The sequence below is a fragment of the Streptomyces sp. AC558_RSS880 genome, from assembly GCF_019049255.1.
Classification (GTDB): domain Bacteria; phylum Actinomycetota; class Actinomycetes; order Streptomycetales; family Streptomycetaceae; genus Streptomyces.
Map to the genome: position 1 here is coordinate 1 of NZ_JAGMUJ010000035.1, position 20,706 is coordinate 20,706.

Annotated in this window: 25 protein-coding genes and 5 pseudogenes; 11 read left to right on the forward strand and 19 right to left on the reverse strand. The window is 69.5% G+C overall.

Features of this window, described 5'->3' with window-relative positions:
* Positions 1-199: 199 nt before the first annotated feature.
* From KUM38_RS16110 to KUM38_RS43595, 6 genes are all read right to left on the reverse strand, one after another.
* Positions 200-1,033: a transposase family protein gene (locus tag KUM38_RS16110; RefSeq protein WP_217130069.1), complete on the reverse strand. Its 834-nt coding sequence runs from the start codon at positions 1,031-1,033 to the stop codon at positions 200-202.
* A 61-nt stretch (positions 1,034-1,094) separates the two neighbouring features.
* Positions 1,095-1,550, reverse strand: a complete 456-nt coding sequence (locus KUM38_RS41860) for a hypothetical protein (protein ID WP_308408976.1) — start codon at positions 1,548-1,550, stop codon at positions 1,095-1,097.
* A 351-nt stretch (positions 1,551-1,901) separates the two neighbouring features.
* On the reverse strand, positions 1,902-2,339 hold the full coding sequence (locus KUM38_RS16120; protein WP_217130070.1) for a hypothetical protein: 438 nt from the start codon (positions 2,337-2,339) through the stop codon (positions 1,902-1,904).
* A gap of 231 nt (positions 2,340-2,570) precedes the next feature.
* Positions 2,571-3,404: a transposase family protein gene (locus KUM38_RS16125; protein WP_217130071.1), complete on the reverse strand. Its 834-nt coding sequence runs from the start codon at positions 3,402-3,404 to the stop codon at positions 2,571-2,573.
* A 6-nt stretch (positions 3,405-3,410) separates the two neighbouring features.
* Positions 3,411-3,755, reverse strand: a complete 345-nt coding sequence (locus KUM38_RS41865; RefSeq protein ID WP_254397266.1) for a hypothetical protein — start codon at positions 3,753-3,755, stop codon at positions 3,411-3,413.
* Positions 3,756-3,978: 223 nt separating this feature from the next.
* Complete coding sequence (locus tag KUM38_RS43595) at positions 3,979-4,251, reverse strand: helix-turn-helix domain-containing protein (protein WP_374227056.1); 273 nt, start codon at positions 4,249-4,251, stop codon at positions 3,979-3,981.
* Between the two features lie 186 nt (positions 4,252-4,437).
* Here KUM38_RS43595 and KUM38_RS16140 point away from each other — a divergent pair, with 186 nt between their 5' ends.
* The gene (locus KUM38_RS16140; protein WP_254397267.1) at positions 4,438-5,571 is read left to right on the forward strand and encodes an IS630 family transposase; all 1,134 of its coding nucleotides are present in this window, start codon (positions 4,438-4,440) and stop codon (positions 5,569-5,571) included.
* Positions 5,572-5,647: 76 nt separating this feature from the next.
* Here KUM38_RS16140 and KUM38_RS16145 read toward each other — a convergent pair whose 3' ends face one another.
* From KUM38_RS16145 to KUM38_RS16165, 6 genes and pseudogenes are all read right to left on the reverse strand, one after another.
* Complete coding sequence (locus tag KUM38_RS16145; RefSeq protein ID WP_217130073.1) at positions 5,648-6,457, reverse strand: hypothetical protein; 810 nt, start codon at positions 6,455-6,457, stop codon at positions 5,648-5,650.
* 314 nt (positions 6,458-6,771) lie between these two features.
* Entirely contained in the window at positions 6,772-7,392 is a 621-nt protein-coding gene (locus KUM38_RS16150) for a hypothetical protein (protein WP_217130074.1), read from the reverse strand.
* Between the two features lie 193 nt (positions 7,393-7,585).
* Positions 7,586-7,807: pseudogene (locus KUM38_RS41870) on the reverse strand (transposase); the annotation flags it as partial.
* A gap of 92 nt (positions 7,808-7,899) precedes the next feature.
* Positions 7,900-8,304 (reverse strand): annotated as a pseudogene (locus tag KUM38_RS41875) (transposase); the annotation flags it as partial.
* Positions 8,305-8,566: 262 nt separating this feature from the next.
* A complete protein-coding gene (locus KUM38_RS16160; RefSeq protein ID WP_217130076.1) occupies positions 8,567-8,836 on the reverse strand; it encodes a hypothetical protein in 270 nt (89 codons plus the stop codon).
* A 124-nt stretch (positions 8,837-8,960) separates the two neighbouring features.
* A complete protein-coding gene (locus KUM38_RS16165; RefSeq protein WP_308408980.1) occupies positions 8,961-9,521 on the reverse strand; it encodes a polyprenyl synthetase family protein in 561 nt (186 codons plus the stop codon).
* A 134-nt stretch (positions 9,522-9,655) separates the two neighbouring features.
* Between KUM38_RS16165 and KUM38_RS16170 the strand changes: the two genes are divergently transcribed.
* Genes KUM38_RS16170 through KUM38_RS16180 form a run of 3 tightly spaced genes read left to right on the forward strand, consistent with a single transcriptional unit; the run spans position 9,656 to position 10,669 of the window.
* Complete coding sequence (locus KUM38_RS16170) at positions 9,656-9,916, forward strand: hypothetical protein (protein WP_217130077.1); 261 nt, start codon at positions 9,656-9,658, stop codon at positions 9,914-9,916.
* Positions 9,913-10,095: a hypothetical protein gene (locus KUM38_RS16175; RefSeq protein WP_217130078.1), complete on the forward strand. Its 183-nt coding sequence runs from the start codon at positions 9,913-9,915 to the stop codon at positions 10,093-10,095. Before KUM38_RS16170 ends, KUM38_RS16175 begins: the two co-directional genes overlap by 4 nt.
* Positions 10,096-10,129: 34 nt before the next feature.
* The gene (locus KUM38_RS16180; RefSeq protein ID WP_217130079.1) at positions 10,130-10,669 is read left to right on the forward strand and encodes a hypothetical protein; all 540 of its coding nucleotides are present in this window, start codon (positions 10,130-10,132) and stop codon (positions 10,667-10,669) included.
* Between the two features lie 340 nt (positions 10,670-11,009).
* Here KUM38_RS16180 and KUM38_RS41880 read toward each other — a convergent pair whose 3' ends face one another.
* Entirely contained in the window at positions 11,010-11,411 is a 402-nt protein-coding gene (locus KUM38_RS41880; protein ID WP_254397269.1) for a hypothetical protein, read from the reverse strand.
* On the opposite strand from KUM38_RS41880, the gene KUM38_RS16190 reads away from it, so the two are divergent.
* From KUM38_RS16190 to KUM38_RS16200, 3 genes and pseudogenes are all read left to right on the forward strand, one after another.
* The gene (locus KUM38_RS16190) at positions 11,412-11,711 is read left to right on the forward strand and encodes a hypothetical protein (RefSeq protein WP_254397270.1); all 300 of its coding nucleotides are present in this window, start codon (positions 11,412-11,414) and stop codon (positions 11,709-11,711) included.
* 84 nt (positions 11,712-11,795) lie between these two features.
* Complete coding sequence (locus KUM38_RS16195) at positions 11,796-11,981, forward strand: hypothetical protein (RefSeq protein ID WP_073938008.1); 186 nt, start codon at positions 11,796-11,798, stop codon at positions 11,979-11,981.
* 2 nt (positions 11,982-11,983) lie between these two features.
* Positions 11,984-12,402 (forward strand): annotated as a pseudogene (locus tag KUM38_RS16200) (ATP-binding protein).
* Positions 12,403-12,779: 377 nt separating this feature from the next.
* On the opposite strand, the gene KUM38_RS16205 reads toward KUM38_RS16200, so the two are convergent.
* From KUM38_RS16205 to KUM38_RS16220, 4 genes are all read right to left on the reverse strand, one after another.
* Positions 12,780-13,790 (reverse strand): hypothetical protein, encoded by a 1,011-nt coding sequence (locus KUM38_RS16205; protein ID WP_217130080.1) that lies wholly within the window; start codon positions 13,788-13,790, stop codon positions 12,780-12,782.
* Between the two features lie 219 nt (positions 13,791-14,009).
* Positions 14,010-14,264 (reverse strand): hypothetical protein, encoded by a 255-nt coding sequence (locus KUM38_RS16210; RefSeq protein WP_217130081.1) that lies wholly within the window; start codon positions 14,262-14,264, stop codon positions 14,010-14,012.
* 92 nt (positions 14,265-14,356) lie between these two features.
* The gene (locus KUM38_RS16215) at positions 14,357-15,664 is read right to left on the reverse strand and encodes a hypothetical protein (protein WP_217130082.1); all 1,308 of its coding nucleotides are present in this window, start codon (positions 15,662-15,664) and stop codon (positions 14,357-14,359) included.
* 67 nt (positions 15,665-15,731) lie between these two features.
* The gene (locus tag KUM38_RS16220) at positions 15,732-16,301 is read right to left on the reverse strand and encodes a hypothetical protein (protein ID WP_217130083.1); all 570 of its coding nucleotides are present in this window, start codon (positions 16,299-16,301) and stop codon (positions 15,732-15,734) included.
* Positions 16,302-16,639: 338 nt separating this feature from the next.
* Between KUM38_RS16220 and KUM38_RS16225 the strand changes: the two genes are divergently transcribed.
* Positions 16,640-16,933, forward strand: coding sequence for a hypothetical protein (locus tag KUM38_RS16225; protein ID WP_254397272.1), 294 nt, complete (start codon positions 16,640-16,642; stop codon positions 16,931-16,933).
* A gap of 176 nt (positions 16,934-17,109) precedes the next feature.
* On the opposite strand, the gene KUM38_RS16230 is transcribed toward KUM38_RS16225, so the two are convergent.
* Positions 17,110-17,871, reverse strand: coding sequence for a maleylpyruvate isomerase family mycothiol-dependent enzyme (locus tag KUM38_RS16230; RefSeq protein ID WP_217130084.1), 762 nt, complete (start codon positions 17,869-17,871; stop codon positions 17,110-17,112).
* Between the two features lie 132 nt (positions 17,872-18,003).
* On the opposite strand from KUM38_RS16230, the pseudogene KUM38_RS16235 reads away from it, so the two are divergent.
* The 3 genes and pseudogenes from KUM38_RS16235 to KUM38_RS16240 all read left to right on the forward strand — a co-directional run.
* A pseudogene (locus KUM38_RS16235) lies at positions 18,004-18,814 on the forward strand (IS5 family transposase); the annotation flags it as partial.
* A gap of 103 nt (positions 18,815-18,917) precedes the next feature.
* Positions 18,918-19,106: pseudogene (locus KUM38_RS43280) on the forward strand (JmjC domain-containing protein); the annotation flags it as partial.
* 28 nt (positions 19,107-19,134) lie between these two features.
* Complete coding sequence (locus tag KUM38_RS16240; RefSeq protein WP_308408978.1) at positions 19,135-19,701, forward strand: winged helix domain-containing protein; 567 nt, start codon at positions 19,135-19,137, stop codon at positions 19,699-19,701.
* Positions 19,702-19,895: 194 nt separating this feature from the next.
* Here the strand turns inward: KUM38_RS16240 and KUM38_RS43290 are convergent, their stop codons facing one another.
* The gene (locus KUM38_RS43290; protein WP_308408979.1) at positions 19,896-20,354 is read right to left on the reverse strand and encodes a hypothetical protein; all 459 of its coding nucleotides are present in this window, start codon (positions 20,352-20,354) and stop codon (positions 19,896-19,898) included.
* Positions 20,355-20,706: the final 352 nt, after the last annotated feature.

Consider the following 20,706-nt stretch of genomic DNA (forward strand, 5'->3'; position numbering starts at 1 on the left):
GTGAGCCTGGGCGCCCTGCTCCAAGGCGGCGCGCACCGCTTCGACCTGGGCCTCATCCAGCTTGGGCGGCCGACCGGTAGCCGGACGCCGCCGCAATGAAGCTGCGCCATCTTGAAGTTGCTGGTCAGTGTGGTGGCGTGAGGCCGTTTCCGGGTGCTCGTGCTGGTGGTGGGCGGATGTCTCGGGTGGAGATCATCTGTCAGCAGGCTGCTTCGAGGTTGGTCAGGACGAACAGGGCGCGCAGGAGGCCGGTCGCGCGGGCGGGATCAGTGCGGAGCTTGGTGAGGATCCGCCAGTTCTTGAGATGGGCGAAGCCGTGCTCGACCGGGGCGCGTCCGGCGGCGAGTGCCCGGTTCGCTTCCTTTTCGCTGGTGGTGAGCTTGCGGGCGCGGGTGGCCTTGAAGCCGGTGACGACCACGGGGTCATCCGGGTCGCCGTCCAGGCCGGGGAAACCCAGGTCGGCCAGGGCGCCGAGGCCGGCGTCGCGCAGGTGGGCCAGGATGCGGTCGCGGCGGGCGGCGGTGATGTCGTGGGTGCGGCCGGGCCGGGCGGCCGATATCCAGATCACCCGGCCTCGTTCGTCGGTCAGGGCCAGGACGTGCAGGCCGTGGCGGTGGTGCTTGCCGGAGTAGTTCGGGCGGTTCGCCGTCCCGGTGCGGCGCTGGGTGGGGATGAGGGTGCCGTCGATCAGGACGACCTCGCCGCCGCGCCGGGCGATCTTCTTCAGGGCGCGGTCCAGCCGCGGGGCCTTCGTGGCCAGCAGGGCGATCAGCTCGTCGCGCCAGCGGCGGACGGTGGCGGCGGAGACGTCGCTACCGCCGGCCATGTCGGCCAGGCGCCGGTCGTGCCGCAGCACGGCCAAGACGATGGTCGCGATCCGCCCGGCCGGCAGTGCCCGCCACCTGGACCGTATCGCCTTGAGGTGCCCGCGGAGCAGGTCGGCGAGGTAGGTCACGGTGCGCGTGGACAGCGGCAGGCGGCACTGGTAGACCAGGGACACGGTGCCCCCGGCATGCTCTTTGGTTTTCGTCACACAATTCCAACAGCCGCCGGGGGGGCACCTCGGTTACGCCCCGCCGCTGCGCGGCCCGGGGTCACGGGCGGACGGTGAACTTCCCGTCCGGCCGTTTGTGCAGCCAGCCGCGGTCGGCCAGCTTCGTCAGCTTCCCGCGCAGCGGCTCCAGCTTGCCCCGCACTCCGGTGTCCAAGCCCAGCACCTCGCCGATCTGCCTGGTGGCCACCGGGCCGGCGGCCGCCCGCACGGCGGCCAGGATGCGCTGGTACTCCGCCGGCAGGGCGGACTCGGACACCCCCGGCCCACGGTCTGGAACCAGCCGCACCGCCCGGCCCGCCACCTGGACCACCGGCGATCCAACCTCAGCCCGCTCCTCGGCGAGCTGCTCGCTCATCCGCTGCCACACCCGCTCGGCCACGGCCAGCTCATCCCGCTCGGCCCGCACCTCCGCCAACTGCTTGACCAGCTGCTCTTCGAGTCCATCCAGCTCCGCCCGCCGGGCGGCGATCCGCGCCTGCATCTCGGGGTCCATCATGCACCGGAGCGTACGAACAGCCCCGGTCACCACGGACGGGAATCCACGAAACCACTCCCGCCAGACGATCTACACCCGAGACTGCCGCCCACCACCAGCACGAGCACCCCGAAACAGCATCATGCCACCACCTTGACCAGCAACTTCAAGATGGCGCAGCTTCAGTGGTGACTTCATCGCCTACCGCGCAGCAGCACCGACAGCGCCGGTAGGCACCAAGCGCTCCGTGTGGCTCTTCTGGCGTTGGCGAGCCGACTGATGGCCTCGCCGTTCGCGGCGGCGAGGCCATCAGCTTCTATGGCTGACCCTCGCCGCTGATTCCGATTTCTTGAAATTACCGATCAGTGGAGGTCAGGAGAGATCAAGGTCCTTGATCCAGAAGCTCAGTCGTGCGAAGGAAGCGGCGGTGATTGTGTAGAGGGGGACCGGCGTCGTCGCTGTGGGGCGCGAATAGCCAGCTGACATCAGCTCAGCACGTCCGATATGTATCGGTGGGACGCCGACATGTTCGAAGACCGGGTGGGGCTCCCAACGGAAGTTGCCACTGGGCCGGGAGATCACTCCTGCGATCTCGTTGCTCTCGATCCCCTCAATTCCCTCAGTTACCTGGCTTAGCGCACCCCGGTCAATCGTGTCCGCGAAACCAGCAAGGGGCGGAAAGCGCGTCACATCATCGACCAGCACAGTGGCAAAGCCGCTCGGCGATCGCAAAGCGGCAAGGTCTGCCAGCAAGTCGGTCGGCCGATCATTCGGCGCACTGCGTCGCCGCCAACGGTCCCAAAGCGTCACGAGCCCTCCAAGTTGATCCAAGGCGGCGTCGGGCCTCCCCGGTCCCAACTGGCAGGTTACCGGACCCCACCAAGCGAGGGCCCTGTGAACAGTTCATCTCACCTGGCAATCCGGCTGTGGTTGATCAGTGCGGGGCGTGCATCGTGAAGTTGCAGTTCACGGATCTGGTGTGCGCGGGTTCCGGTGTGCTCGGGCTGGTCACGGGCGGATGACTTCGGTGTAGATCATCGGTCAGCGGGAAACTTCGCGGTTCGTCAGGACGAGCAGGGCCCGCAGCAGCGTGGTCGCATAACTCGGCGAGAGCCGCAGCTTGGTGAGGATGCGCCAGTTCTTCAGATGGGCGAAGGCGTGTTCGCAGACCGCGCGGACGGACGCGATCAGCTTGTTGACCTGCTTCTTCGCCGAGGTGAGGGGCTTGGTGCGGGCGGCCTTGTAGCCGGTGATGACCACCGGGTCGTCCGGGTTGTCGTCCAGGCCGGTGAAGCCGAGGTCGCCGATGGCGCCGAGCTCGGTGGCCCGCAGGCGCTCGACGAGCTTGTTGTAGCGGGCGGTCGTGATCTCCGAGGAGCGTCCCGGTCGGGCCGCGGAGATCCACAGCAATCGGCCCCGGTCGTCGGTGAGTGCGAGGAAGAGCAGGCCGTGGGCCTTGTGTTTCCCGCTGTAGTTGCGGCGGTTGTCCTTCCCGGTGCGGCGCCGGGTGCGGATCAGGGTCCCGTCGATCAGGACGACGTGGCCACCCTTTCGGGTGACCTTCTTCAGCGCGCGGTCCAGGCGCTCGGCCCGCGCGGCGAGCAGGCCGATCACTTCCAGCACCCAGCGGCGCACCGTTGTCGCGGATATGGCGTTGCCGCCCGCCATGTCGGCAAGCCGCTGGTCATGGCGGAGAACGGCGAGAACGATCGCGGCGATCTTTCCGGCCGGCAGCTTCCGCCACCTGGAGCGGATCTTCTTCAGGTGGCCGCGCAGCAGGTCGCCGAGGAAGGTCAGGGTGGCCGTGGACAGGGTGAGGCTCGACTGGTAGACAACCGTCTCAGTGCCCCTGGCGGAGCCAGTCTTGTTTCGCATACGACATCAACTGCCGCCGGGCGCATGGACGTTACGGCCCGTGCCCCATGGCGGTGCCACCCCGGCGTGCTCACAGCACCGTGGTGAACTTCCCGTCGGCCGGCTTGCGCAGCCGGCCCCGCTCGGCGAGCCGTTCAGCTTCGCGCGCATCGCCTCCGAGCGGGCCGGCTCCAGGGAGATTCCCAGCTCACCGCAGACCTGCTTGACCATGACCGGCCCGTCGGCCCGCCGCACCACGTCCGTGATCCGCTGGTAGTCCGCGGGCAGGACCGCCTCGTCCATGCCCCGCTCACGCGGCGGCACCGCGAGCACCGCACGGCCCGCGACCTGCCCGGCGGGAGGCGTCATCATCCGCTCGGCCTCGGTGCACAGCTGCTCGGCCAGACGGTTCGCGACCCGCTCGGCAACGGCGAGTTCCTCCAGCTCGTCACGGACCTCCTGCAGTCTGCTGGCTCAACTTCTTAGCCTGCGCCTCCAGTTCGGCCCTGCGGGCCGTGATCAGTTCACGAAGGTCCGGCTCCGCGTCCTGGGTCACCTTGATGTACCTCCCGCCCGGATCGTACGGACGCCCGCCTCACGCAGGCCGGGGAATCCGCAGATCCGTGATCGCCGGAACGGCAGACGATCTTGAGCTACGACAACCGCCCACGACCAGCACGAGTACACGACCAACGACCCACACCAGCCCCGGTGACCTGCGGATTCGAAGTTGGTAGATCTTCAATGCCTCAGCCCCGCCCTGCTCCCACAGGCGTTTCCACCGGCGCACACTCTCGGGATGCATTCCCACTGCCCGGGCGACCTCGGATGAAGGACGTCTCTGCTCGAACAACTCGGCCGCGCGCATGCGACGAGCCTCGGCCAACTGCGGCCGTGTCAACGGCAGAACGGAGACATCAGCAACAGCATCCTGCGGCTTGGAAGACACACCATCATGCTCACACTGCCGAAGCCCCCACCACCACAGAACTAACGAAAAACTCAGCAGTGGGCTGTGCCAGAAATCACGAGCGTAAGTCTGTGGTGTGTTGTCATGTCGCCGGGTCCTCGTGCTGTTGAAGTCGGTCTGTCTGCTGAGGAGTTCGCCGAACTGTCCCGTTGGGCGGATGGGGTGGTGTCTCCTCGGCTGACCGAGCGGGCCCGGATCGTCTTGGCCTGTGCGGCCGGGATGCCGAACACGCGGGTGGCGCAGAAGCTCGGGCTGACGGCGGACACGGTCCGCAAGTGGCGTTCGCGGTTCGTCGCCCAACGCATGGACGGCCTGGCGGACGAGCCGCGGCCGGGTCGGTGCAAGGCGGATCTGGTCCTCACCGCAGACGAACACGCACAGTTCACTCGCTGGGCGAGGCGGGCGAAGACGGCACAGTTCCTGGCTCTGCGCGCGAAGATTGTGCTGCGCTGTGCGCAGGGCGGGACGAACAAGCAGGTCGCCGCCGAGCTCGGTATCGCCCAGGCGACGGTGAACCGCTGGCGGTCCCGCTTCGTCGCTGCCCGGCTGGACGGTCTGGCGGATGAGCCGAGGGTGGGCCCGCCACCGTCGATCCTGCTCGACCAGGTCGAGGACGTGATCGCGGCAACGCTGGAATCCACGCCGGGCCAGGACACCCACTGGTCACGGGCGTCGATGGCCGCGCGTACCGGACTGCCGGAGTCGACGATCGGGCGGATCTGGAAGCGGTTCGATCTCACGCCGCACCTGCAGGACTCCTTCAAGCTCTCCACCGACCCGCAGTTCGTGGACAAGGTCGTCGACGTGGTCTGGCTTTACCACCACCCGTCGGAGAAGGCGGTGGTGCTGTGTGTGGACGAGAAGTCCCAGATCCAGGCGCTGGACCGCTCGCAGCCGGTGCTGCCGATGATGCCCGGCACGCCGGAGCGGCGCACCCACGACTACCTGAGGCACGGCATCACCGGCACGGTCGGCCTTGACCGGCCCGTCGCCCACGGCCGGCTGCTCGACCAGAAGGAACCCTCCCCCCCCCTCCAGCGGAATCCGAGTCAAAGGTGCCACCACGTCTCCTCCGCCTCCCGCGCTCGTCTTCCGGACGCCACCGGCATCCGCAAGATCCGCCACATGCCGCATCCCGAGGCGATCCATCCGGGGAAGAGGGCGCGGGGCAGCGCCAAGCCCTCGGCTGCCGGAGCATTCACAACGGCGCCCGGATGAGCAAGCCGCAGCACCCCAAATTTCAGCGGGTATGGGGCGCATCGTCTTTGCGGGGGCGCATGTTCCGTGAGGGTCGTCAGTACGCCCCGAATGACCAGAAGACGCCTACCTCTTCGTCGTTGACCGCGACCACGCCCAGGTCCTCGAATATGTCGAGGCCGGCGATGTACTCGCGGGTGTGGAAGCAGTGGAACGTGGTGCCCTGAAGGCCGGATGTGAGGAAGTCCGGTGCCGGATCGGAGGCGGCGGCCGTCGCGTTGGTCCAGTAGCGCGCATCGGGCCCGTACCGGTCGAGCAGCAACCGGGCATCCGTCAACAGGGCGTCCCGGTTGGGGCGGGAGCGGACGGGGGCCGGCTCGCCCTGCCATTCCTCCGCCATGATGGCCAGCGCGGCGACTGCCGCCTCTGCCTCCAGGGGGTACAGGAGGGCGGGCAACTCCGCCGGGTCCGGCGGGTCGAAGGGGTACGCGGGCACCGTCCGGCGGGCGGGGTTGCGGCGGTCCCAGTCCAGCCGGACCCAGCCGCGGGGATCGGTGACCGTCCGGTGCAGCACGGCATGGACATCGTGCGCCCATTCCTTGTGCCGTCGGGGACCGGTGGCCACGAAGGTGTACGTGTCGTCCAGCAGCCGCAGCGCCGCCGCGTTCCAGGGGCTGCGACGGGAGCGGAACTCCGCGAGCAAGCTGCCGACTTCCCGACAGAAGGCGTCCTTCGGCTCGCGCGGGACGTTCCGGAGCCGGTCGAGGGCCCACCGGACGAGCTCGTCCCCTTCTTCCGTTGTGAGGCCGATTGGCTCCGGCGGGAGCGCGGCGTCCGTCGCGTCCCACAACGCCTCCAGATGGGCTTCCAGCAGGTCCAGGGCCACCCGGCCGGCAAGTGCAGACATCCCGCCACTTTAGGCCGTCGCCGGCAGGCGGCGCCGCCTCCGGGGCGAGCGGAGGGAGGCTTGCTGCGCCGGTCCGTCACCGCGGACGCGCTCGCCCGGCCTCGCCCCCACCCCGCCCGGCACACTGGCCGCGCGGGCCGCACACCTCGCGGAGCAGTCCCGCCAGCGCGCCCAGCCGACCCCCGCCGTGGTACCACGGAAGAACGACCCGGCCCAAGCGCAGCAACCGCACACACCGTACGTGCACCGGCGCAGCACAGCCTCGCCGTCCGGCCCACCTGACCCGGGCACCTAGGCAGGCAACCGCCGTACGCCTACTTCTCGACCAGGGCTCGTTCCTCGTCGGTGAGGCGGTCGAAACAGGACTCCTTCGTGGCCATGACGGTCACCTGGTCGAGCGCGGACGCTTTGATGTGCCTGGCGTTGATGAACCAGCCCTCCTTCTTGTACGAGGCCATGAAGTAGGCGCCGATGTTGTCAACAGGCGCTTCTTTCGGCGGCGCGGCCTCCTTCCAGCCCCGTGCCGCAAGGCCGGACAACACGGCGTCCAGCTGTCGCCGTGTGCCGGTTGGATCGGCGGCGTCCGGGGAGCTGTACCTCTTTTCCGTGGGCGCCCAGACGACTACACAGGGGGCCAGCCGGGCGGCGAGAGCGGCCACCTTGCGCTCCTTCTCGGTGGCAGCACGGACGGGACGCTCATGGGGCACGCCGAACCCTGCCTCCACCTTGCTCCCGGCCGATCCGGCGGCCACGACGGCCGCCCGCAGGTCTTTCAGCACGGCCCCCTGACCGAAGGGCACCGCCGCAGAGGGTGAGGCGGGGGCGGAAGCGGTGGGCGGGGCGGAGGGCCCGGCGTCTGTACCGCATCCGGTGACGAGGATCGTTCCCACGATGACGGCGACTGTCCGTCCGGCGTTGATCGTGCTGGTCTGCATGTGCTCATTCCTTGACGCACCGACCACCGGGGACCACTCGATCGGTCCGGTCGGCCGAATCCTGACGCCGGATCTTCGCACGAAGGAACGGGTCCCGGAACATGTGGGCTGGATCAGGCCGCAGAAGCGGGGTCTGGCCCCCACCAGTACCGTCACCCCCCCTGCGGCCTGAGCCAAACGACAGCCCCTGTGGTCATGTACCGGCCGGTGCGAGGTGCCAGGTGCCACTGGTGTAGGTGAGTCCGAGGTTGATCAGTCGACGGAGGTTGAGGGCGGCGGCTCGGGTGTGGAGCCAGGCGTCGTTCTTGATGGTGCCGCGGTAGCGCAGGCGTCTGTTGCCGTGGTGGACGAGCCAGGCAACGGCCCGTTCGACCGGGGGACGCCAGCGACGGTAGTCGGCCTGCCAGTTGGGGTCGGTGGCGGCCTGTTGGCGGGCGGTTGTCTGGAGGTCGTGGTGCGGTCGCCGACATCCGCGGCGGTGACCATCACCGCGAGCAGCAGGCCGAGCGTGTCGACCACGACGTGCCGCTTGCGCCCGTTGATCAGCTTGCCGCCGTCGAACCCACGGCTGTCCTCACCGACGGCGGCGTCCGCCTTGACCGACTGCGAGTCGACCACCCCGGCCGTCGGCTCCGCATCCCGCCCCAGCTTCTCGCGGACCTGACCGCGCAGCCGGTCGTGGAACTCCCTGACCAGGCCATGGTCGCGCCAGCGGCGGAAGAAGGCGTATACCCGGTCCCACGGCGGGAGATCAGCGGGTATCGCCCACCACTTGATGCCGTTGTCCACGAGATACCGGATCGCACCGAGCATCGCCCGCGGGCAGTACGCCTCCGGCCGACCGCCACGGCCACACAGCCATCCCGGCACCGGCAACAGCGACCTGACCCGGGTCCATTCCGCGTCCGTCATGTCCGAGGGATACCGCCGAACACGTTCCGGATGATCGGCCGCGTTCCCGAACCGGTGAGCGACACGATCACACGTCGGTGCGGCTGAGTCGAACTCCACCGGCGTCAGCGCGTACAACTGCGGCAGCAGGGTCTCCTGGATCTCGGTTGGCTTCGCAACCCCGAGCCACCAAGGGGCCCTGTTCTCATGCCCGCGGTCAACTGCGATCACCCGATCGAGACTCCCGTTCGGCACTCACCCCTCACGATCGGAACGACAACAGCTACTCAAGAACGCCTTCTACGACCAGGTCCGCGCCCGCGGCCAGATGCCGGACAGCGAGAAACGGCTGCGCCGGCAAGTCAGAGAGCTGAAGGAACTGCGGGCCGCCGACGCCGAAGAGATCGCCCAGCTGAAGAACGACGTCGAAGCGTTGGTCGGCGCCCTGCACCAGTCGATGACGGAGAATCGTCTGCTGCACCAGCAGCTCGCCGATCGCACGACGGTCGTCCGCACGCTGCCCGTGCAAGCCCGGGTCGGAGACAGTGCCCACACGCTGCCGCCTGGGACGTAATCGGCGAGGGCTCCCGGCAGCCGTGATTGCAGTGAGCAGTCCCTCGGTCGCATCGAAGGCGATCGCTGCGCCCGTTGGCCACCGCGCCAGTCCCGGAACCTCCTCAGTGCTGGCGGTCGGCTGATGCTGTGGCCAGTTCGGCGAGCTGGGTGGAGTGTGGCAGGCCGGCGAGTTCGGCGCGTGCTTGCTCGGCGCGGGAGAATGCCATCCGGGCCGCCTTGGTGAGAGCGCCGGTGCGTGTCAGAACAGCGAGAATGTCTCGGTGTGCGGTTACGGGGTCGGTGCCGCCGCGGAATACGGTGGGCAGGCGGTTGCGGTCAGCTTCGTCGGCGGCTTCGCAGGCGAACAGGACGGGCAGGGCGGGTTGGAGGTTGGCGACGTCGCTGGTGGCCGTCTTGCCGGTGACCTGGTCCTCGGCGGTGTAGGGGAGTAAGTCGTCACGGATCTGGAAGGCCATGCCGAGCTGTTCTCCGTACCGGCGCAGGGCCTGGTTCTGCTGCGGGGTTGCTCCGGCCAGGATCGCCCCGGCCTGGCAGGCTGCGCCGGTCAGCGCTGCGGTCTTGGCTTGCATGACGTTCAGGACGGTCGGCACTCCGCAGGTCAGGTCGCCGCGGATTTCCGTTTCGAGCATGAGGCCCTGGCACATGTGGCGCAGGACCTCGATGGTGACTCGACGCCGAGCACCTGCACCAGCTCAAGCTCCGCGGCGCCCGTCCGGCAGGGCCACCACCCGCTCTTCCGACCGTCGACCGCGTCGGCGACCTCCCCTCGCACCAGGCGCTCGAAGGCGAACGCACCGTGGACCCGAACGGCTGGATCAACCTGGCCGGGCAGCGGGTGAAGATCGGCTCCGAACTCGCCAACCGGGTGATCACCGTGCGACTGGACGGGCACCTCCTCCACGCGGTGCACGACGGGCTGCTGGCCAAGACCCTGCCGTCACCGTTCACGGCCGGAGGCGCCCACGGCTCGTCGGTGCCCGTGTTGCCGCGACGCGGCTTCCGCCGGCCCCGGCCGCGATCAGCGTTGAACGCAAAGTCCCGACCGACGGCGTCGTGATGGTGGCCCGCCAGCGCCTGCGCGTTGGACGCACCTACGCAGGCCGGATCGTCACCAGCTACGTCGAGGACACCCACTTCCGCGTCACCTACGAAGGCGCCGAGATCTCGCTGCACGCCCGCAAGGAACAGCATCCGATGACTCGTTGGAAGGCCAAAATCCACGCTCCGAAACTCTGAGCACGCCAAGACTGCGTGTTCTACGTTGATCGACATGAGTGCGTCGGGACGGGGCTACCGCTATGTCGGGCCTCACCATGTGATCGCTGCCGTCAACGCAGCGGACGGTGGTGCCACGATCCGCACAGCCGCCGACTTTGCGGACTGGGTGGCAGCCCGGTCCGCCGAGGAGCTGGACGAGCCCTTCACCTTCGTCGTCGGCACGGACGGTGCTCTGCGGCTCGCCCCACGCCGCAGCGAACACGTCGCCTGCGCGAGCGGCGATCGGGTGCTGGGCGCTGGCGAAGTCAGCTTCTACCGCGATGCCGGACGCTGGGCGGTGAACGAGATCAGCAACCAGTCGACCGGCTACTGCCCTGACCCTGCCTCATGGCCGGCTGTCGCACAGGCACTGGATCAAGCCGACCTCGACCGCCCGGACTCCTTCACACACGCAGTGGTCTTCCGTCGGTGTCCCACCTGCCAGGAGCACAACATCGTGCGAGAAGGCGACTTCGTCTGCGTCTTCTGCGATACAGACCTACCTCAGCGATGGAACGCCGATCCGAACGCGGACGACTCGGACGGGCCCTGATCTCGTCCACCACGGCGCTGCCACCAGGTTCTTCAGGCCGGCTTCGGACCTCGGCTGCCCGACCATGTCCAGTAAGTCTTGAGCCCGTCAAGGATCTGATGAGTCAGAAGTGTCAACCAAGTCCTGAGACCTCACACCACAGAGGGTGAAGTCATCACCAGTCAGAGGCATCCACACAGTGTGGCTCTCCGCCCCGAGACGACACGCCCCGCCCCCGGCCATGCACCCTCCCTCCGTACGCACCCCTCTGTCCGCACCCCCGCCCCCTATCGAGCCCACCCGCGTCCGCGCCGGGCGGCGGGCCCGGCACGGGGCGGCGTCCACGCCACCGAAGGCGTGATCACGCGGACAGGATGTGCCCGCGACTCTCGGCGCGGGCCAGTACGGAGAAGGCGGGTTCGCCGCCCCGCAGGCGCTGTTTGACGCGGACACCGTCCAGCACGGTGTCCATCGCCGACAGGGCGATCCCTGCCGTGATGCAGTCGCGGACGACCGCGGCGTGGTCCACGCCGACAGCGCCCATCCACGCCCGCATCTCGTGCGGCCACAGTCCCAGTTGCGCCCAGGCCTTCGCCAGGGGACGCAGATGAGGCGTACGCAGGTGCGGGGCCTGGCGGCTGAGCATGGTGAAGGCGTAGTTCTCCAGCGAACGCTGGTCCCCACTGCGGCGGGTCCGTCGGCCCACGCGTGGTTGCGGTGCTGTGCGGCGGGTGGTGCGCCGCCGCAGGGCGGCCAGCAGCACATGATGACCACCCTCGGCCTCACCTCCGACACCAACCCCCTCACCCCGCCGCCGCACCCGCCGCACCTTCGCCCAGACCGTCCAGCTCCTGGCACTTCTCCTCCACCGCGAAGGCCGCGCCTCCACGCCCGCGAGACCATCCGCGTCGACGGCGACACCGTCACCCCCGGCGCCTGGCTCGCGAAAGCCCGCACCAAACACCGTGCCGGTCAGCTCCCCGACGACCACGCCCGCCTGGTCGCCGCCCTCTGCGACGGCGACTGGACCACCGAGGACGCCGTCCCCGCCGTCCTGGTCTGAACGCCCCGCCTCCAGCAGGGCGGTCTCTGGACCCGTATGCTGCGCCGGTCCGGTGCACCGCTCGCTGAAGGGAAACCACCCACCGTGTTCTCGCAGACTCCTGTTTACGACCGCCTCGTCGCCGAACGCGGCGACATCCCCGTCCAGGTCCGCGGCGAAGCCGACCGGATACACCGAGACCTGGCGCAGGTACTGCGCGGGGCAGCCACCGCCCAGCCGAGCGCCCCGCAGAGCGTCTTCGAGCCGAGGCAGCCTCCCAGGGCCCTGTAGGCCTGCGGCCGTTGCCCTCGCCCGCTGGGAGCAGCGGGCGGGCACGCCACCTGGCAGCAGCCCTCCTGACCGGGCTCCAGGCCGAGCACGGCCCGCCGGTTGACCAGCGGGCGCTGGACCTGATCCAGTTGGTCGTCAGTGAACTGGTCATCAACGCCCGCAAGTACGTTCCGGGCCCGGTGCTGATGGACCTTCGCAGTGTCGGGGATACGGTCGAGGTGCAGGTGTGGGACTCGAACTCGGCCCTGCCCCTGGCGCGAGCCGCCGATGCGGGCTGGGTCGGCCAGCACGGCCTGGAGATCGTCATGGCCGTGGCCCAGAGCTTCGAAGCCCACCGGGACCGGTCGGCAAACGCATCTGTGTCCGCATCGCCCTGCTCAACGACCCCGGCGGCGCGATCACCGTCCGCACCCCGCACTGAGCCCTCCCGAACCACACGAATGCGGCGCGCACCCTCCAGTCGCCAGCCGTGGTCGGCCGGCGCTGCCGCGGCGGCACTCGAATCCGTCGGGCTGCTCGAGATCGGGCAGGAGCCCGTGGCCGAGGGCGCTGATGAAGGTGTCGTCGTTGCTGTGTCCGAGGATCCGGGCTGCTCCGACGGCGCCGACCAGTTCCTCGTTTTTGCTCTGGCCTGCGGCCGGCAGCACACCGTGCTCGCGGGCAGCAGTGACACAGGGGGCAGTCACCGGCGTGGGTCGGTCCGGGAGCCGTCGGCGTGCTGGTGTGCCCGCACGGGTGTGCAGCCGACCGAGACGTCCCCGTCGGGCGGGCCACGGAGTGTCCAGTGCGGCTTGGCGATCAGCGCGGCCGACGTTCCGTGAGTGCCATGCGGCCCGTCTTCGTACGGACTGCTCGGTAGTGGAGCGGCGTCACGGGTGAATACCGCCAGGGGAGTGCCTCCGTGAAGCCGTCGACATGGCGGAACTGCTCCCTGGCCGCTCTGTACCGGCCCTGCCGGTACAGGAAGTACGCCAACAGGTGCCGTACTTCCGCAAGCCTCGGGTGATCCGGGTCAGCGAGTGCTGCGTCGGCGAGTGCCGCGTCAACCAGTACACGTACCTCAGGGCCGCAAAATCCGACACGACCCAGCTCGTCCATGTGGTTCTCGTACCAGGCGATCACCGGCAACACTGCCAGCAGGCTCCCCGGCGGCGCACCCGCGGCCGACCGCTCGGCGAACTCCCGCGCGAGCTGATGCGAGCCTCGCCACTTCGCGGTCCAGTACTGGAGGGCACTGCTGTGCGCTTCGAAGTGATGCGGCGCCAGGGCCGTGATCTGCGACCACAGCGCGTCCATCTCCTGGTGGGAGTAGCCCAGTCCGCGCGCCCTCCAGAGCTCCGCGACGAGCGGTGTGGGGTCGCCGGGGCACAGGGCCAAAGCCCGCCCGATGTCGTCCTGCGAGGCCAGCAACTCCCGATGGAAATCCTCGAACTGACTTTGTGACGTACTGTCCGCACGCGCACCGCCTCGCAGCTCCCACGCGTACGAAACTCTGGCGCGCGCCACCACGAGCGCGGCGTCCGGGTCTTTGGGCCGGGCCTCCTCCCATGCCTTCAGCCAACGGTCGCTCCCTCTGGCGGCGACGTCCCCCAACCGCTGGGCGTACAGGGAGCGGCGCTCCCAGTCCTGACCGGCGTCCTCGAAGAGCCGGGCCGAGGGCTCCCAGCGGCCCCGGGCGGCAGCCCTGCACGCGCGTTGCAACGGGGCATCGGGGCCGGCGAGGTAGGAGTTCTGCCATCGCAACGGCAGTAGGCCGTACTTGAGCCAGCACCAGAGCAACAGCAGACAGGGGAGGACAAGGAGTGTCATGGTCGGGTGAATCTCTCCAGGAAGAGTGCTGCGACGCACAAAGTGGGGGGTGTCGGCAGTATTCCCGTCACAAAAACAGGGGCGACATGCGGGGTGTCGTTCTCGCGTGCAGCGTCGCCCCAGACCGTCAGGTGGCGGTAGCCCCGGCCGGTTACGCCTGCTCAGCCCGTGCACGTCCCGATCACCCGGTGACCGTCACCGGCCGACGTCCGGCAACGATCACGGAAGCGGGTGATCACCTCCAGCGACCCGATCGCGCTGCTCCTGCGGATTCACGCCTTCCCTCTGCCGCCGTCGGCGCTTGCGCAGTTCAGCCCGACGCTCACGCTGCTTGGCCCGGCGCTCGCGGTAGCGGAAATAGGCGAGCAGCAGATCCCGCTTGTGCTCGGATTCATCGGGCACCACGATCTTGGCCAGGCCGAGAACGAGCGAGACCACGGCCTCCCAGGGAGCGTTGGCCATCATCAGAGCCATGACGACCGCGCCGCCGAACCACGTACAGCCGCCGGCCGGATCCCACCGAAGCGGGACTGCTGCGAGACAGGCGCGCTCACCGGCCCCACCCCTCAACATCGGTCCCGAACAGCGCCTCGGAGCGCCGCTCCTGGGACACCGCGCCCCGGCGGTCTCCCGCCACCGGGCCGGCCGAGTCCACCGATACCGACGACAGCTCGCAGAAGCGGCCGGACGTGCGGCCATCGGCCACCGCACCCACCAGTCGCAGGAAGCCGGCGCTGACGCACGTCCTCCGCCTCGGACTCCGGCGGCCCGCGGCTGTTCTTGGCAATGGTGGCCATGGCCCTGACCGGGTCGGCGGCGTAGACCAGGTCCCACTCGTAGTCGATGATGACCTGCTCACGGGTCTTGTCGAGCACAGGTTCACCGTCCCGAACGAGCTGCCCGTCGACCTCGCGGTCCTGGGGGTGGAACTGCTTGGGCCAGACAGCCGGGTCAGCGGCGACGTGGGCGCGGGCGATGGAGTGCAGCATCCGCAGCCCTCCGGCGGTCTTCGACAGCACATCCAGCAGGTTCACAGGCGTGGCCCGGAAGGGCGCCGTACGGCTGTTCCGATCGGTGCCCTCTTTCGAGCCGTGGTCCCGGGCGATGTAGCCGTCGAGGATCGCGGCGGTCCCGCCGAGCACGGTCAGCTCCGCCACCGCGCCCGTCTCGCCGGCCAGGGCGCGGTCAAGGACGTCGTCGAGGACCTCCAAGGCGTTGCTGCCCTTGGTCAGAGTCCACGGCTGCTTCCACACCCGGTCGGTGATCGTGCCGCCGTCGCAGAAGGCCCGCAGCGCCTGCTCGATGTCTTCCTGGCTGCGATAGGCAGACAGCGCCATCGGCGCCAACCGCTCGCTGATGCGCTGCCGATCGGCCCTGGCCATTCCGAATTCCTGCTTGACCAGCCGGTTCATGGCGTACGCGCCCGGCCCGGCCGGCAGCACCTGCTGATGGACCGCGGTCGCCCACAGCCGGTGCGCGGGAACCCCGAGCAGATCGCGCATCCCCTGCGCGCCGACGGTGCCCGACAGCACCCGGTACACGTCAGAGCTGATCAGACCCTCGCGCAGGGCGTGCCGGTAGACCCGCTGCATGCCCTGCGTGCTCTGCGCTCCCCGGGTCCAGGGGGTGACGTGAACGTGCAGGCCGGCCGGCAGGTCGTCACGGGCCGCCACCAGGTCCGCCAGCGGCCCGACGTCGACGCCCGGGCCTGCGCCACCTGGATGACGGTCGCCGCCGATGCCCCGCCCGGCGGATGGGGCACTCCCTGTCGGCTCCAGGTCGGCGTCCCCACCAGGCCCCGGCCCGTGGCCGCCCTGCCCGTAACGGGCGGGAGTACCGGGCGTCTGCTGAAGGCGGGTGCTGACGAAGCGCACGGTCGGCCCCCACCGGTGCATCACCGGGGCCGGACACCACTGGCGCAGGACAGGGCCTGACCGTACGTCACCAGACGGCAGTTGCTACGGGATCGACCTCGCATTGCGCGATCTTGTCGGTGTATCTCATTTTGGCGGGCACCCGGTAGGTTGTTTTGCCCTTCGCGGGGACCGATATCTGACTGCCGGTGTCGAGCAAGGTGTAGCCGTGCTTGTCCGCGAAGCTGACCTTCACGTTCAGGACGGCGTCACGTCCGTTCGGATTCCTGATCTCGACGGTCGCGTACGGGTCCTCCATGCTTGCGCAGCGCACGAGCACGGCGGTGCCGTCCTTCAGGGGCGGGGCGGGACTGCTGGAGGGGGACACCGTGGGCGTGGGCTGCGAACCGCCGCCGCTGGTGTTGCTCGTCCCGGAGTCGTAGGAGTCACCGCTGGGCGAGCTGGACGAACTGCCGAGCGGGTCGCTGCCGCCCGGCGTCGAACCGTCGTGGTCCTGGCTGGAGCTGCTGCAACCGCCCTCGCCGCTGCTGTCCTGGCTGCTGTTTCCTTGATCACGACCCGACGAGAAGCCGGTCAGGGCCAGTACGACCATCACCGACACCGCTGTGAGTCTGAGTCTGCGCCCCTGCATGTACATGCCCGCATCCTATGGCGAAGTTGCTGCTGCCGACGTAGGTGATCTTGCCGTCGCGGACCAGCTGCTGATGCGGGCGGTGAGATAGTGCAGGCTCTGCTCGGACAGCACGTCAGCGAGGCGGCCAGGCTCGGGACGATCAGTGCGGCCGCCTCGGTGCCCGGGACCGTCACGGTCTGCTCGTCCAGCCCTCGCCCGCCGCGTCCGGGCCGCAGGCCGGTGGCCTGGTTCGCTCCCGGCAGCGGATCGTCGCCGCCCGGGGCCGCAACGCCATCCCCTCGGACGGCGGCGGCACCGGCCGCAGCGACGGCAACGACTGACGGACCGGGAGCCCTGACGCGATGACGGATCTGTCTGTCGCGGCGTGCCTGGGCGAGGACTTCCTTGCCCAGGCACTGCACCGCGAATACCGCCACGTACCCGGCGCGCTCGAGGTGGCCGGGCTGATGACCTGGGACGGCCTCAACCACATCCCGGCCGGCCACCGGCTTCAGCCGCCGCGCAGGCGGCTGTCCTGCGACGGCGGGACGCTGCCGGTCGGCGGGTACACCGCCCCGGTGGCCACACGCCGGCACACCGTGTGGCACCACCTCCACCCCGCCGAACTGCACGCCCGCCTGGCTGAGAGCACCTGACAGAAAGCCTGGTCGTAGCCGTATCCCCGTCCTGGCTGAGTCGGCAGTGCTGCGGGAGGCGCTCGAGCCCGAGCTGTACGAGGCCGTACCGGCCGTCCGCCGCGCGGAGGCGGAGCTGTTCGCGATGTTCACCGACGCGGACGTCATCGAGGCCGTCCGCTGGCGGTATCGACTGGCTACTCCTCGGGCTCCCAGGCGATCAGCTGCTCGAACACCTGCTGGTCGCCCTCGATCTTCAGGTCGCTCAGCGTGAGGCGGCCCCAGACGAAGAGGAGCAGCTGCTCGGCCGTGCCCGTGGCCGAAGCGGAGGCGGGCGCGGCGTCGTCCGTGAGGGGTGCGGGCCAGGCGCCGGTGCCGTCCAGCGCGAGGAGCCAGGAGCGGCCCTCGGTGGCGTGGTAGTGGATGGTGGCGGCCTCGTGCGGCCAGGCCGCCGGGGTGGAGTTGCAGGTGTCGAGAAACTCGGCCACGCCGTCGATCGCGACGTCCGCCGGCATCGGCTGCACGGCGCCCGCGGCGAGCTGGGCGTCGTAGGTGTGCACCAGCACCTCGTGCACCCGGCGCCGGGCAACGCCCCAGGCATTCGCCGGCGACACGCCGGCGCCCCACCACGCCCAGCACTCGCGCTCCGGGCCGGCCTCGCGCAGCGCACTCAGCAGCAGCTCGTTCGACTCGGCGTACCAGGCCAGCAGCGCCTCGAGCTCGCGCGGCACCTCCGCGGCATCCTTGGCCGGCGGAGCCTCGGCCGGGCCCGCGGCGACGATCGCGGCCCACCAGCGCTGGCCCGTACCCAGGTGCTGCACCAGATCGAACAACGTCCACTCGGGACAGGACGGCACCGGCGCGTCAAGGCTGGGCGCGGCGGCAACCGCACTCCGGAACGCGGCCGACCGCTCGTCGATCAGTCGCAGCAGGGCGGAATACTCAAGACTCTCTGTCACATCGCTTAGCTATCACCCCAGCTCAGCCGACCGCACCCTGTTTTCCAGGCCGTCAGCTGCGGGAGTCAGAGCACCTGATGGAAAGCCTGGTCGTAGCCATATCCCCTTCCTGGCCGGCTTGTTGAACGAGTCATGGGGAAGGGGAACGGTCCTCCGTGGAGGGTGCCGGATGACCTGGAGGGGCGGATCGAGCCGTTGCCGCCGGTCAGGCAGCGGCGTCCGCGCCATCCCGGCCGGCTGCCACTGGACGACCGTGGTTGCCTGCGGGGCATCCTGTTCGTGCCGCACACCGGGATCCAGTGGGAGCGGCTGCCGCAGGAGCTCGGCTCCGGGTCCGGGATGACGTGCTGGCGTCGGCTGCGGGACTGGCACGAGGCCGGGGTGTGGGACCGGCCGCACCAGGTGCTGCTGACCGAGCTGCACCGTGCCGGGAAGCCGGACTGGTCCCGGGCGGTGATCGACGGCTCCCACCACCAGGCCCGTCGGGGCGGCCCAAAACCGGGCCGGGCCCGGTCGACCGTGCCCGGCCCGGCTCGAAGCACCACGTCATCACCGACGCAGGCGGCACCCCGCTCGCCATCACCCTGACCGGTGGCAACCGCCACGACATCACCCAGCTGCTGCCCCTGCTCGACACGATCCCGCGGATCCACGGCCGGTGACCGGTCGCCCCCGTCACCGGCCGCGGCAGTTGTTCGCCGACCGGGGCTACGACTTCGACAAGTACCGTCGGCTCCTGTGGAAGCGCGGCATCAAGCCGGTCATCGCCCGACGCGGAGTTCCGCACGGCTCCGGCCCGGGCTCGGTCCGCTGGGTGGTCGAGCGGACGAACGCGTGGATCCACGGCTTCCGACGGCTACGGATCCGCTGGGAGATCCGCGACGACATCCACGAGGCGTTCCTGAAGCTCGCCCGCTGTGTGCTCACCTACAGGCGAGTCCAGGCATTGTGTCAGCTCCTCCAAGGGCGCTTCCCTCGCCCTGGACAGCGTCGACGAACTCCACCCGCCCCTCGCCGAAGCGATCGAGCGCGACCTGCGCACCCGCGTGCAGGCGAACCTGTACGCCTCCTGGACCAGCACCGAGGACTTCGGGGTCCACTGGGACGACCACGACACGATCATCGTCCAGCTGGACGGCGCGAAGCGGTGGCGCATCTACGGCACCACCCGCCCGTTCGCCCTGTACCGCGACATCGAGGACCCCGGCGAGGCACCCACCGAGCCCGTCGCCGAACCGGTCCTCCAACCCGGCGACGTGCTCTGTGTGGCACGCGGTCTCCGTCGACCAGGGCGTGCGCTCCCTGTACGTCACCTGCGGCCTGCAGACCCACACCCCCACCGACCTGATGACGTGGGTGTGCGAGCAGTTGCTCACACACGAGGACTGGAGGCGCGACCTGCCCCTGCTCACCTCGCCGGACGTCCAGGCCGATGCCGTGGACAGGATGCGCAAGCGGCCCGCCGAACTGCTGAACGACCCGACGCTGCTCGCCCGCTACCGAGCCGCGATGGACGGCCAGGACGTCGGCCGCATGATGCCGAGCCTGCCGTACATCGACGGCATCCCGGCTGACGGCAGCCTGCGGGTACGGCTGACCACCGCCCGCGCCGTTCTGGAGACCGGCCAGGACGCGGTGACGCTGTCCGCCGCCGGCAGCACGTACGAGTTCGCGCCCGAGGCGGAGGCGGTACTGCGCCCGCTGGTCGACGGTCACACCGTGGACCTGGCCACGCTCGCCGACACGGCCGGCCTCGCTCTGGAGGACGTCACCGAACTGGTCCAGGAGCTCGTAGCCGGGCAGGCCGCCGTGGTGGGGAGCCTGCTGTGACCACGCAGAACAACTCGGGCGTGATCGGCTGGACCTGGTCCTGCTTCACAATCACGAGCGCGCCCACCCGGGCGACCGCCCGGCGCCGCACCGTGCGATCCGTGACGCCTTCGCCGTCCTGGAAGAATCCGTGGCGGCCGGGCACGTGGCCGGGTACGGGATCGCCACGTGGACGGGCTTGGACGAAGAGGTGTTCACGGTGGGAGAGCCAACCGCTCCCACCGGGGCGCGTATCGCACCACCCGCACCGCTGTCCCGGTACGCCGGGCGGTGCACAGGCGGCAGCCGAATGCCACCGGCCCGGCGACCGCGCCGCCGATCCGCCATGCCGCCGCCGGCACTCCGTCCTCTTCGGCGGGCAGCTTGGCGTCCTCCTGTTCCCACTGTTCCCAGGACGGCAACGCCCTTGCCAGTACGTCTTCCTTGACGCCGCACAGACCTGCCAGGATCTGCCGTCCGGCTGCGTTCAGCAGTACCTCGGCGTCGGCCCGCGTGCCCCCGCCGTCGTGCGCAGGCCGGTAGTTGCGCCACTTCCAGCTGGACCGCAACGCCTTCGCTTCCATCCCGTAGCGGCTCGCGATGCGGCAGATCAGTGACGAGGTCGTTTCTCCCTGCAGGGGAGCGGTCCGCAGAAGGCCGGGGTGATGGGTCACTCCACCACGGTCTCGTGTTCGCCGCCCCGGGCGGGCACTTTCGCAACGGATGTCCAGTGGATCAAGCAAACCGGATCCGGACGGGACGGCTGTAGGGGGTTCCTTCACAAGCTGCTGTCCCGGCTCCCTCGCCAAGCCGGAGCGGCAGAGGTCACCTGGGTCTCCCGGATGGTGGCCTTGTGCGGCAGTGGTGAAGTCGGCTGTCGATGAGTTGGGGAGGCACCCCGTTCCACGGAAGGGTGGTGTTGATGAGTTCGGGTTCTGGCTCAAGTTCTGTGGTCCGTAACTGGGGGTGACCAGTTAGATGTCGAAGAGGGCTTCCTCTTGTGGCGGGATCGGAGGGTCAAGGACA